The organism is Pelomonas sp. Root1217 (assembly GCF_001425705.1).
Lineage (GTDB): Bacteria > Pseudomonadota > Gammaproteobacteria > Burkholderiales > Burkholderiaceae_C > Pelomonas.
The window spans coordinates 1,213,047-1,225,833 of record NZ_LMDC01000001.1 but is presented as its reverse complement, the minus strand read 5'-3'; the positions used below and the strand labels follow the sequence as shown (position 1 = coordinate 1,225,833).

Below are 12,787 nucleotides of genomic sequence, written 5' to 3'. Positions count from 1 at the left end.
AGCTGGGGCCGCGCGAGTCTAGTCCGCTCTAGTCGGCCTGGGGCAGTGTCAGCCTCATGACCGTCCCCAATGGGCCGGTGCGCAACAGTTCCGCCGTGCCGCCATGCATGTCCATCACGCGGCGCACGATGTACAGGCCCAGGCCGTGGGCCGATTCGCCGACGTTGGCATGGCCGCTGCCGCGCGCCCCGCGGGTGAAGAGGCGGGGCAGCAGCTCACGCGGAATGCCGGGGCCGGCGTCCGCGACCTCGAACTGCAGCACGGCAGGTTCGTCAAAATCGATGACATGCAGGGTCACGGGGCTGACACCGCGCGCGTACTTCAGCGCGTTGGACAGCAGGTTGCGCAAGGCCAGGCGCAGCAGGCTCATGTCCATCAGCGCCGTGCGGGTGGCGGTGTGGCGATGCACGACGATGCGGTCGCGCTGCTCGCGCGGCAGGTCGGCGATGGTGACGGCGATCAGCGTGTCGATGTCGGTGTCCTCGCGCGCGATGCGTCCGCCGCCCGCCAGCAGGCTGGCGGCAGCCAGCGTGTTGTCGACGCCGGCCAGCACCTGGCCGAGCACAGCCTGGGCGCGGTTCAACCTCTCCTGGGCCTGGCGCTCGCCGCGGCCGGCCAGGCTGGCGGCCGCGCTCTGCAGCGCCGCGCTGGCGTTGTTCAGCGGCTGGCGCACCTCGTGGGCCAGCACGTCCAGCATCTCGGAGCGCTCGCGCAGCAGCTGGTCCAGCTCCTGCACGTGGCGCTCGGTCTGGCGGCGCATGCGCTGCTCGTGCGCCAGCTCGGCGCGACGCTGCAGGTCCTCGGTGATGTCGTCCACCAGGGCAAGGGCACGCAGCGGCCGGCCGTCGGACGTGTATTCGGCCACCGCCGAGACCAGCACGTCGCGCAGCCGGCCATCGGCGCAGATCAGCTGCACGGGGCAGTCGCTGACATGGCCGTCGCGCCACATCGCCGGCCGATAGACGTCACGCACCTGCTGCGACGACTCCGGCGTCATGAAGTCGTCCATGGAGCGGCCGATCACCTGCTGGCGCTTGTAGCCCAGGCGCTCCAGCCAGCGGTCGGACACGCTGAGCACGCGACCGGCCGCGTCCACCGAATGCATCAGCGCCGGCGTCGACTCGTACAGCGCGCGCAGGCGCTGGCGGTTGTGTTCCAGCTCAACAGCCGCGCGGTGGTGCTCGGTGACGTCCTGGAAGGCGCCCACCAGCCGCACCGGCATGCCGTCCTGCCAGTCGACCTGCCCCTGGGACAGCCCCCAGATCTCACGCCCCTTGGCCGTCACCAGCGGCAGCTCCAGGCTCCAGGGTTCGCCGTGTTGCATGCCGCGCAGCACGGCCGCCTCGATGACGGCGCGCGCCTCGGGCTTGTAGTAGCCAATGGCCTCTTCGAGCGTCGGCCGGTGGCCGGCCTCGAGATCATGGATGCGGCAGGTCTGGTCGCTCCAGACCAGTTCCTCCGTCTGCAGGTCCAGGCTCCAGCCGCCAATGCCGGCGACGCGGCCGGTGCGATCCAGCAGGGCCTTGCTCTCACGCAGCTCGCGCTCGGCGGTGATGCGGTCGGTGACGTCCTCGGTGATGCCGACGTAACCGCGCAACCCGCCATCGGGCGCCAGCAGCGGCCGGGCGCGGGTCCAGACCTGGCGCACGCCCTGGCCGTTGCCGCCGCGGCGCAACCGGTAGCGCATCTCGAAGGCCTGACGTTGAGCAATGCAACGCCGCCAGTGGGCCAGCACCGAGGTGCTGTCTTCGGTCGTCAGCGTGGCTGCCCAGCCCTCGCCCAGGGCAGCGCGCGCCGACAGGCCGCAGATGCGCTGCCAGTTCGCGTTCGTGAAGATGAAGCGCCCGGCCGCGTCGGTACGGAAGATGCCCAACGGCGCCGTCTCGGCCAGCACCTGGAAGGGCTGTTCCGCCGCCTCGAGGTCGGCGCCACGCAACGCGCGCTCGCGCATCATCAGCGCCTCGGCTGCGGCGTCGGCCAGGCGGGTCAGGGCCTCGCGCTGCGCCTCGGTCAGCTCGCGCGGCTGGAAATCGACGACACACAGGGTGCCGGGGTGGCTGCCGTCGTCCAGGCGAATGGGCACGCCGGCGTAGAAGCGCAGCGCGGGGCGTGCCAGCACATCGGGGTGGTCAACGAAGCGGGCATCCAGCCGGGCATCGCGCACTTCGAAGAGGCCATCGGCCAGCAGCGTGTGGGCGCAAAAGGTCTGGGCCCGCGGCGTCTCGCTGCGGCCAAATCCGACGGCCGACTTGAACCACTGACGGCGCTCGTCCAGCAGACCGAGCAGGGCGACGGGCGTGCCGCAGATCTGCGCCGCCAGGGCGGTAAGGTGGTCGAACAGCGGCTCGGACCCGGTGTCCATGACGGCCAGCGCCGCCAGGCGGGCGAGGCGGCGGTCTTCGTCGGGCGGCGGGGGCGGGGTCACCATGGGCGACAGCTTAGGGCAGGTCAGCGCGTCGCTCCTCATTGCGCCGGCCGCCCGCGCGGCGTAGCGTCGCCGTCTTTCCAGGGAGAACCTCATGCTCAAGCTCTGCGCCCTGCTGCTGGCACTGCTGATCGCGCCGGTGCGCGCCGATGTCGTCAGCGACTGGGCCGAAGCCACGCCCAAGGTGCTGCAGAAGTCGCCGCGTGGTCAGGTCCTGCCCGCGACGTTGCTGACCGACCTGGCAATGTTCAACGCGCTGAATGCGATCACGCCGCGCTACCAGGCCTATGGCCCGGCACCGGCGGCCGTGCCGGATGCCTCACCGGAGGCGGCCGTCGCGTCCGCCGCGCGCGTCGTGCTCGGCAGCGTGCCGGGCACCGACCAAACCCTGCTCGACAAGACCTACGAGGCCTCTCTGAAACCCGTGACCGACGCGGCCGCGCGCGCCAAGGGCGTGGCCCTGGGCCGTCGTGTCGCACTGGCGCTGCTGGCCCTGCGCGCCGATGACGCCTTTGCCCGCGTCGAGCCTCCCAAGGTCGAGCCGGCGCCGGGCATCCATGTGCTGACACCGGAATACAAGCAGGAGTCGGGCGTCGGCCTGGCCAAATTCAAGCCCTTCGGCATCAAGGACGTCGCCGCCTACGACCCGGGCCCACCGCCGGCCGTCGGCAGTGCCGTGGCGCTGCGCGACCTGGCCGAGGTTAAGGCTGTCGGCGGGCGCGTCAGCACGCAGCGCACGGGCGAACAGTCGATCATCGCGCTGTTCTGGAACTCCGGCGAGGGGGAGGACGCCGTGGCGATGCTCAAGAAGCTGGCCGAGAGCACCCAGGCGACGCCGCTTGAGTTCGCGCGCATGCTGGCCCTGATGGACATGGCCGACCTGGACTCGCGCATCGTCTACACCGGCATCAAGACCAAGTACCGCCACTGGCGGCCCTACAACGCGCTGCGCGGTGCCTTTGCCGATGCCAGGCTGCGCGACGCGAGCTGGGAACCGCTGATCCACACGCCGCCCAACAGTGACTACCCCTCGGGCGGCGCGGTCGGCGGCGGCACGCTGCAGGTCCTGCTGAAGGACTTCCGCGGCGACAGCCCCGCGCCGCTGATCTGGGTCAACTCGGCGCTGTCGATGACGCGCAGCTGGAGCTCGCCCGAGGCCATGGGCCAGGAGCTGGCCAATTCACGCGTCTGGAGCGGCGTGCATTTCCGCAACTCGGTGGACGTGGGCTACCGCCTCGGCCAGAAGGTCGCCGAGGAAGTGCTGGCGACGCAGCTGCGGCCCTTACCCTGATTTTTCTCAGGGAGCCGCGCGACCCAGGTTGCGCAGCCAGAAGGCCTCGTACTTGCGGTGCCAGCCGGCCGGCTTCACCGCACCGCCCAGGGCATGCACGCCGTCGGGGTCGAGGAAGAGCTCGACCAGCGACTCTTTGCCCGAATCCAGCAGCTCACGGTAGACGTTGACGGTATCCTGGAAGAGCACGTTGGGGTCCTGCATGCCGTGCACCAGCATCAGCGGCTTCTTCAGGCCCTTGGCCAACGGAAGCAGCGAATATTTGCGCAACACCGGCTTGGTGCGGTCGGTCGCCTTGCCGATGGTGCGGCCGCTGTACCAGCTGTTGTAGTTCTCCCATTCGGTCGGGCCGGCGCCGGCGATGCCGGCGGCGAACAGATCGGGCCGGGTGTACATCGTGTACTGGGTCTGGAAGCCGCCGAAGCTCCAGCCGTTCAGGCCGACGCGGCGGGCGTCCACGCCAAACTGGGCAGGCAGCAGCTTGACGAGGTCTTCAAGGTCCTCGGCCTGGGGTTCGCCGGGGCGCTCCCAGTTGGCGTCGGAGAACTTGCGGCCATAGTTGCTGTGGCCGCGCGGGTCCACGGCGATGGTCACATAGCCATGCCTGGCGGCCATGTATTGGCCGAACAGATAGGCGGTGTTCTGGAAGCTGTCGACCTCGACGATGTGGCGGTCGTTCAGCGGGCCGCCATAGACGTAGACGATGGCCGGGCGCTTGTCGGCCGCAGTCCAACTGGCGGGCTTGAAGGCATAGGCCTCGATGCGGTCGCCATGGCGGTTGGTGAAATTGAAGCGTTCGGGCCGCAACAGTTTCAACTCGCCCCAGGCCTTGTCATTGCTGTCGGTCAGCGTGCGCGCCGGCGTCTTGCCATCAGTGGCCAGCAGCTTCAATTCCGGGCGCTGGGCCCAGTTGCCGGCCACGGCGCCGACCCAGCGGCCGTCCTCCGACGCCGCCGCAGCGCGGTGGTACTCGCCCGCCGCGCCCAGGGCCTGGGTGGCACCACTGGCCAGGTCGACGCGCAGCACATTCATGGCCGCCATGTCGCCCTGGTTGGCCAGCACGAACATGGCCTTGCTGTCGGCCGTGAAACCGATCACCTGATGGGCCTCGAACTCGCCCTTGACCAGCGGGCGCAGCGCCTTGGTGGCCACGTCGATGGCATAGGGCTGGCGCCAGCCGGCTTCGTCCAGGGCCAGCACCAGCGTCTTGCCGTCGGGCGTGAAGCGGGGCTTGAGCACGTTGACGACCTCGTGGCCGACCTCGCCGCGGCGCTCCAGCACCATCTCGGGTTTGGCGGATTCGTCGCAGGCCGCCGGGCCGCTCCCAAGGCCTGCAGCGCCCCCTTGGGGGGCAGCCGTCGTACCCGACGGCTGGGGGCAAGAAGTCTTGCCGATGTAGACGCGCAGCAGCTCCTTGTCGCGCTCCCAGGTCGTGAAGGCATAGCGGCTGCCGTCACGGGCCCAGGCCACGTCGCTCATTTCGAACCAGACATCGCCACCGTTCTGCGTGAACACCGGCGCCGGCTGCTTGCGCGGCGCCTCATTGCCGCTGGACAGCTGGCGGATGTACAGGGCCAGCGGCTGCTGGTTGCGCTTGTCGTCCGACACCTCGCGGTTGACCTTCTTGGCCGTGGCCCAGCGCTCGCTGTAGTTCATGATCTCGACCTGCTTGGGCGGCGGCGCCGGCTTGTCGTCGGCCGTCTTCAGCGGCGCCTTGGCGAGCAGCGACATCCAGCGGCCGTCCTCGCTGATGGCGGTCTCGGCGATCTTGTATTTCTTCTGCTCGTCGTCCGGGTGGATGAGTTCGCGGTTGATGACCTGCACGCCGGCCTGCTTGAAGCCGCTGCGCAGCACGCGGGTCTCGTCGGTGTAGATGACGCCGCTGTCGTCGGCGGTGTAGGCGACCAGCTTCAGTTCGCGCTGCGTGGCCACCAGGGGCTGAACAGCCGGCACCTTGTCGTCCGCCTTCCAGCGATAGAGGCCGCCGCGGTACTGGAAGACCAGTTCGTCGGCCTTGTGCGCCCAGGCGAACTGGCTCGGGCCGGGGTAGAGATCGGCAGGCTTGAGCTTGTCGCGGGCGAGCTTCTTCTTCAGCTCGTCGCGGAGCTCCCAAAGCTCTTTTTCCTTGTCCTTGTCGGGCGACGAGGCGGCCGATGCTGGCGCTGCCGCAGGCACCGGCTTGCCGGCGCGCCTGGCGGCCAGCGCGGCCATGGCCTGCTTCTCAAGCTCGGCCTCGGCCTTGTCGGCGGCCTTTTGCGCGTCGTCCTTGGCCTTCTTCTCGGCCAGTTCCTTCTTCAGCGTGGCAATCGCGGCGGTTTCCCACTGCGCCAGGTCGACTTTCTCGCCGCGCAGATAGGCCTGCTGCGCCACCTCACGGGCCTGGCGCTCGGCGTATTCGGTGTTGCGCTGCCGGAGCTTCTTGTCGAAGCGCTCCATGTCCTCAGGCGCCTCGAAGGCCGCCATGACCTGGGGCGACGTGATGCGCTGCGTCTTGCCGGTCTTGGTGTCGTACACCCAGAGATCGGTGCCGGGCTCGCCGAATGGGCTCCACAGCCAGGCCAGGTAGCGGCCGCTGCGGCTGAAGTCGGCCTCCTTGGCGGGCTCGCCGCGATAAGGCTCGGCACGGAAGATCTGCTCGAGACTGGGAACGGGCTTGGGCGGCGCGGTCTGTGCCTGCAGGGGGGCTGCGGCCGACAGGGCCACGGCAAGGGCCAGGCTGCTGATGGCAGCGAAGGTCACGGGCTTCAAGGGATCTCCTGAATCTACCCCCTAGGGTTAGGGGCAACGAATTCTAAGAAGCAGGCGCGACGACCCCCATTCGTCACGGGATCGTCGTGGCAGGCGGCGACGTGGAAGCCTTGGACTTGCGCCACAGCGCCACGCCGACGTGGATGGCCAGGCCGAAGACGAACAGCATCACGGCGCCCAGCGTCCACACCACCCAGGCCAACAGCGTGACGCCGCCCGTCAGCGACGGCAGCGCGCTGGCCAGTGACTGCAGCTGAGGCGACAGCGTCTCGACCGTGGAGACCAGCCAATCCGCCACTGCCGCGGGCAGCCAGTCTCTCAGCGATTCCGGCAAGCTCCAGCCACCCGAGCCGACATTGCCGGCGTGGGCCAGCAGGCCGGTGAGAAACGACTGCACCGCCCACACGAGGCTGGACCACAGGGCCAGCAGCAGCAAGACCAGCACCCAGCCCACAACGAACGCCATCGCAAACCTCTCCGGTCAATTGAACGGTGCAGTTTGTCCGGTCCGATGCCCCGGACAAAGCAGGCGGAGCCGCAACCGGACTTCTGGAAAACCGAAGCGCGGCCGAGTCAGCCCAACCGTGCCAGCACCGGCTTCAAGGCCACGCCCGTGTGACTGCCGCTCGCCACGACCTGCTCCGGCGTGCCCTCTATGACCACACGCCCACCCGCATCGCCGCCCTCCGGCCCGAGATCCAGCACCCAGTCCGCTTCCGCGATCACATCCAGGTCATGCTCGATGACCACGACCGAATGCCCGCCCGCCACCAGCCGGTGCAGCACGCGGATCAGCTTTTCCACGTCGGCCATGTGCAGGCCCACGGTCGGCTCGTCCAGCACGTAGAGGGTGTGCGGCGCCTTCTGCCCGCGTCGGGTCACGTCGTCGCGCACCTTGACCAGCTCCGACACCAGCTTGATCCGCTGCGCCTCGCCGCCCGACAGCGTTGGTGACGGCTGGCCCAGCGTCAGATAGCCCAGGCCCACGTCCTTGAGCAATTGCAGCGGGTGTGCGATCGACGGCATCGAGGCGAAGAACTCGACGGCCTCGTCGACTTCCATCGCCAGCACGTCACCAATGCTCTTGCCGCGCCAGCTGACGCCCAGCGTCTCGGGGTTGAAGCGCTGGCCATGGCACTGGTCGCAAGGCACCTTCACGTCGGGCAGGAAGCTCATCTCGATGGTCTTCATGCCCTGGCCTTCGCAGCCGGGGCAGCGGCCCGCCCCGGTGTTGAAGGAAAAGCGCGCCGGCGCATAGCCGCGCGCCTTGCTCTCAAGCGTCTCCGCAAAGAGCTTGCGAATGGCGTCCCAGAAGCCGATGTACGTGGCCGGGCAGGAGCGCGGTGTCTTGCCGATGGGGGTCTGGTCGACCTCCAGCACGCGGTCCACCTGGGCATGGCCTTCGATGCCGTCGCAGCCCGTCCACCTGGCCGGCGCCTTGCGCAGCGGCACGGCGACGGCCATGTTGGCCAGCAGCACGTCGCGCGCCAGCGTCGACTTGCCGGAGCCCGACACGCCGGTCACCGCCACCAGCCGATGCAGCGGCACGTCCACCGTCACCGCCTTGAGGTTGTGCAGGGCTGCGTTCAGAACGGTCAGCCTGGGCGCGTCCGCTTCGATAGGGCGGCGGGCCTGCAACGGGTGGATCAGCGGGTGGGCCAGCATGCGGCCCGTCGTCGATTCGGGCTGCAGCGCCAGCTGTGCCGCCGTGCCCTCGGCCACGACGCGGCCACCGCGTTTACCGGCGCCAGGGCCGATGTCGATGATGTGGTCGGCGCGGCGGATGGTGTCCTCGTCATGCTCGACGACGACCAGTGTGTTGCCCTTGTCGCCCAGCGTCGCCAGCGCCTTCAGCAGGATCTGGTTGTCGCGCGGATGCAGGCCGATGGTGGGCTCGTCCAGCACATAGCAGACGCCCTGCAGGTTGCTGCCGAGCTGCGCGGCCAGGCGGATGCGCTGGGCCTCGCCGCCCGACAGCGTCGGTGCCGCACGGTCCAGCGTCAGATAGCCCAGGCCAACCTCCTGCAGGAACTCCAGCCGGCCGAGGATTTCACTGACGACGTCACGCGCGATGTCGGCATCACGGCCATGCAGGTGAAGGCCGCGCACCCAGTCGCGCGCTTCACCCACGCTCCAGGCGGCCACTTCGCCGATGCCCTTGTCCTCAAACTCGACCGAACGCGCCGTCGGGTTCAGGCGCGTGCCATGGCAGTCCGGGCAGACCGCATCGGTCAGTCCTTCGACCTCGGCCTCCTCGGACGGGAAGCTCTGCTCACGGCCGCGGTTGTCGTCGCTTTGCACGCTGTCGTCCAGCGCCTTGCGCTGCTCGCGCGTCAGCGCCAGGCCGGTGCCGACGCAGCCGGTGCACCAGCCGTGCTTGGAGTTGTAGGAGAACAGGCGCGGGTCCAGCTCGGGGTAGCTGGTGCCGCAGACCGGGCAGGCGCGCTTGGTGGAGAAGACCTTGACGGTGCCGACGCCTGCGCCGGTACCGCCCTCTTCCAGGCTGAGGCCATCCAGCGGTGCCAGCAGGTGCAGCACGCCCTTGCCCACGTCCAGCGCCTTGGCGAGCAGCTCGCGCAGCTGGGCCTCGCGTGCGGGCTCGATGACGAGGTCACCGACCGGCAGCTCCAGCGTGTGCTCCTTGAAGCGGTCGATGCGCGGCCACGGCGAGGTCGGCAGGAACTCGCCGTCGACACGCAGGTGCGTATGGCCGCGGCCCTTGGCCCATTTGGCGAGGTCGGTGTAGACGCCCTTGCGATTCACAACCAGCGGTGCGAGCAGGCCCACATGCTGACCGCGGTAGTCCCGCATCAACTGGGCGGCAATCGACTCGACGCTCTGCGGGCGCACCGGTGCGCCATCGTTGATGCAGTGCTGCACGCCCAGCTTGACGTAAAGCAGGCGCAGGAAGTGCCACACCTCGGTCGTCGTCGCCACCGTGCTCTTGCGGCCACCGCGGCTCAGGCGCTGCTCGATGGCGACCGTCGGCGGGATGCCCCAGACCGCATCGACCTCGGGCCGGCCTGCCGGCTGCACGATGGAGCGCGCATAGGCATTCAGCGATTCGAGATAGCGGCGCTGGCCTTCGTTGAACAGGATGTCGAAGGCCAGCGTGGACTTACCTGAGCCCGACACACCAGTGACGACGTTGAACTTGCCGCGCGGGATGTCAACGCTCAGGCCCTTGAGGTTGTGCTCGCGGGCGTTGACGATCTTGATGGCTTCGTCCGTCTGGCGGCGCGCCAGCACGATGGACTGCAGCGGCCGACCTTCCTCGACGGCCATGGCCGGGCGGTCCATGTGCAGCGCATAGTCGCGCAGCGCGGCGGCGGTGTGCGAGCTCGCATGCTTGGTGATCTCCTCGGGCGTGCCGACGCAGACGATTTCGCCGCCGGTCTCGCCACCTTCGGGGCCGAGATCGATGAGCCAGTCGGCCGCGCGGATGACGTCCAGGTTGTGCTCGATGACGATCAGCGAGTGGCCGGCGGAGAGCAGCTTGCGCAACGCGCGCATGAGCTTGGCGATGTCGTCGAAATGCAGGCCCGTCGTCGGCTCGTCGAACAGGAAGAGCGTGCCCTTCTTGGCGACGCCGAAACGTGGCGACGCTGCCGCCTCGGCCAGGAAGCCGGCGAGCTTCAAGCGCTGCGCCTCGCCGCCCGACAGCGTCGGCACCGGCTGGCCCAGGCGCACGTATTCCAGGCCCACGTCGACGATGGGCTGCAGCTTGGCGATGACGCCGCGGTGCTCGCTGAACAGGTTCACCGCCTCGGCCACCGTCAGCTCCAGCACGTCGGACACGCTGAGGTCACGGTCCTTCAACGCCAGCTTCACATCCAGCATCTCGGCACGGAAGCGCTTGCCGTCGCAGTCCGGGCAGCGCAGGTAGACGTCGCTGAGGAACTGCATCTCGACATGCTCGAAGCCCGAGCCGCCGCAGGTCGGGCAGCGGCCGTCGCCGGCGTTGAAGCTGAACATACTGGCGGTGTAGCTGCGCTCGCGCGCCAGCGGCGCATCGGCGAGCAGCTTGCGGATCTCGTCCCAGGCGCCGACATAGCTGGCCGGGTTGGAACGGGCCGTCTTGCCGATCGGCGACTGGTCGACGAACACCGCGTCGGCGAGGAAGTCGCCGCCCAGCAAGCGCTCGTGCGCGCCGGGCGTCTCGGTCGCCTTGCCGAACTGGCGGGCCAGCGCGGGATACAGCACGTCCTGCATCAGCGTGCTCTTGCCCGAGCCGCTCACGCCGGTGACGACGACGAGGCGCTGCAGCGGGAACTCGACGGTCACGTCGCGCAGGTTGTGCTCGCGCACGCCTTCGAGGATGAGCTTGGGCGTCGATTCGTCCACCAGGCGCTTGAGTCCCATGCCGACATGCTTGCGCCCGCCGAGGTAGGCGCCGGTCAGCGTGTCAGCCGAGCGGATGCTCTCGGGCGTGCCGTCGTAGACGATCTGGCCGCCGCGCTCGCCGGGGCCGGGGCCCATGTCGATCAAACGGTCCGCCGCGAGCATCACCGCCGGGTCATGCTCGACGACGACCAGCGTGTTGCCCGCGTCGCGCAGCCGCTGCATGGCCTGCACGATGCGCCCCATGTCGCGTGGGTGCAGGCCGATGCTGGGCTCGTCCAGCACAAAGAGGGTGTTGACCAGCGAGGTGCCCAGCGCCGTCGTCAGGTTGATGCGCTGCACCTCGCCGCCGGACAGGGTGCGGCTCTGGCGGTCCAGCGTCAGATAGCCCAGGCCGACGTCGCAGAGGTAGCGGCTGCGGTGGCGGATCTCGTCCAGCAGCAGCTTGAGCGCCTCGTCCAGCATCGTGCTCGGCAGTTGCAGGCCGTCGACGAAGTCGCGCAGGCGCTGGATGGGCAGCTGCATCAGGTCGTGCAGGGCCAGGCCCGGCAGCGTCTCCAGCTGCTCACGCGACCAATCGACGCCGACGGGCAGGAAGCGTTGCGCCGCCGGCAGCGCGGCGTCGGCCAACGGCTTGGCGCCGACGCGCCACAACAGCGCCTCGGTCTTGAGCCGCGCGCCGCGGCAGGCCGGGCATTCGGTATAGCTGCGGTATTTGGACAAGAGCACGCGGATGTGCATCTTGTAGGCCTTGCTCTCCAGGTAGTCGAAGAAGCGCTTGACCCCGTACCACTGCTTGTTCCAGTTTCCGTTCCAGTTCGGCGTGCCGTTGATGACCCATTCGCGGTGGGCGGCGGACAGGTCCTTCCACGGCGTGTCGCGTGGGATGCCGGCCTCGCCGGCGTACTTCAGCAGGTCCTCCTGGCAATCCTTCCATGCCGGCGTCTGCATGGGCTTGATGGCGCCGTTGCGCAGGGTCTTGCGGTCGTCGGGAATGACGAGGCCAAGATCGACGCCGATGACGCGGCCGAAGCCGCGGCAGCTGTCGCAGGCGCCGAAAGCGGAGTTGAAGGAGAACAGCGCCGGCTGCGGGTCGGCGTAGCGGATGTCGCTTTCGGGACAGTGAAGGCCGGTCGAGAACCGCCAGAGTGTGGCGCCGTCGTCACCGACGTGAACATTCACCCGACCCGCGCCGCGCTTCAGGCACAGCTCGATGGCCTCCATCGCGCGCTGCTTGTCGGCCCCCTGGATGCGGAAGCGATCGGCCACCACATCTAACACCTTCTTGCCTTCAACCTCGCGTTCGCCCTGCACCCGCGTGAACCCGCTGGCGGACAACCACTGCTGCACCTGCTCCGCGCTCGTGTTGCCGGGTAATTCCACCGGGAAGCTGAGCGCCATCCTGGGGTCGTCGGCTGCTTCGCCGCGAGCGAGCAGCTCCACATAGATGCTCTGGGCCGTGTCATGCCTGACCGGCAGCGCCGTCTTGCGGTCAAACAGCTCCGCTGCGCGCGCAAAAAGCAGCTTCAGGTGGTCATTGAGCTCCGTCATGGTGCCCACCGTGGAGCGACTGGTGCGCACCGGATTGGTCTGGTCGATGGCGATGGCGGGCGGCACACCGTCGACCTTGTCCACGGCCGGGCGGTCCATGCGGTCCAGGAACTGGCGCGCGTAAGCGGAAAACGTCTCCACGTAGCGACGCTGGCCCTCGGCATAGAGGGTGTCGAATACCAGGCTGGATTTGCCCGAGCCGCTGGGACCTGTAACAACGGTCAATTCGGCAGTGCGCAGATCGAGGTCGAGATTCTTGAGGTTGTGCTGCCGAGCGCCTCGGATGCGGATCAGACCGTCAGACATTGATGGGGGCCAAAACGACAAAGGCGAGCAGTGTAGGGAGACGCAGGGACCAAAACTGTCAGCACCCGCGACCGACGAGCGGTTGTTTCAGGCGACATGGGCGGCCCAAGCCGCACTGCATTCAT

The 12,787-nt window shown here is 68.7% G+C and carries 5 protein-coding genes; 1 reads left to right on the top strand and 4 read right to left on the bottom strand.

Translation table 11 applies throughout. The annotated features are described in order from the left end of the window. Nucleotides 1–28 precede the first annotated feature (28 nt). Nucleotides 29–2,428 carry a PAS domain S-box protein gene (locus tag ASC95_RS05540; RefSeq protein ID WP_162250721.1) on the bottom strand — a complete coding sequence of 800 codons (2,400 nt, stop codon included), beginning with the start codon at nucleotides 2,426–2,428 and terminating at the stop codon, nucleotides 29–31. A 91-nt stretch (nucleotides 2,429–2,519) separates the two neighbouring features. On the opposite strand from ASC95_RS05540, the gene ASC95_RS05535 reads away from it, so the two are divergent. Further along, a complete protein-coding gene (locus ASC95_RS05535) occupies nucleotides 2,520–3,716 on the top strand; it encodes a vanadium-dependent haloperoxidase (protein WP_057296719.1) in 1,197 nt (398 codons plus the stop codon). Between the two features lie 6 nt (nucleotides 3,717–3,722). Here the strand turns inward: ASC95_RS05535 and ASC95_RS05530 are convergent, their stop codons facing one another. The 3 genes from ASC95_RS05530 to uvrA form a co-directional block, all read right to left on the bottom strand. Next, a complete protein-coding gene (locus ASC95_RS05530; protein WP_235537751.1) occupies nucleotides 3,723–6,455 on the bottom strand; it encodes a prolyl oligopeptidase family serine peptidase in 2,733 nt (910 codons plus the stop codon). Nucleotides 6,456–6,537: 82 nt separating this feature from the next. Next, nucleotides 6,538–6,930 (bottom strand): hypothetical protein, encoded by a 393-nt coding sequence (locus tag ASC95_RS05525; protein ID WP_057296717.1) that lies wholly within the window; start codon nucleotides 6,928–6,930, stop codon nucleotides 6,538–6,540. A gap of 107 nt (nucleotides 6,931–7,037) precedes the next feature. Beyond that, a complete protein-coding gene (gene uvrA, locus ASC95_RS05520) occupies nucleotides 7,038–12,662 on the bottom strand; it encodes an excinuclease ABC subunit UvrA (RefSeq protein WP_057296716.1) in 5,625 nt (1,874 codons plus the stop codon). Nucleotides 12,663–12,787 lie beyond the last annotated feature (125 nt).

Coding starts and splice junctions, on each gene's coding strand:
- ASC95_RS05540 (WP_162250721.1), bottom strand. CDS start 2,428: ATGGTGACCCCGCCCCCGCCGCCCGACGAAGACCGCCGCCTCGCCCGC.
- ASC95_RS05535 (WP_057296719.1), top strand. CDS start 2,520: ATGCTCAAGCTCTGCGCCCTGCTGCTGGCACTGCTGATCGCGCCGGTG.
- ASC95_RS05525 (WP_057296717.1), bottom strand. CDS start 6,930: ATGGCGTTCGTTGTGGGCTGGGTGCTGGTCTTGCTGCTGCTGGCCCTG.
- uvrA (WP_057296716.1), bottom strand. CDS start 12,662: ATGTCTGACGGTCTGATCCGCATCCGAGGCGCTCGGCAGCACAACCTC.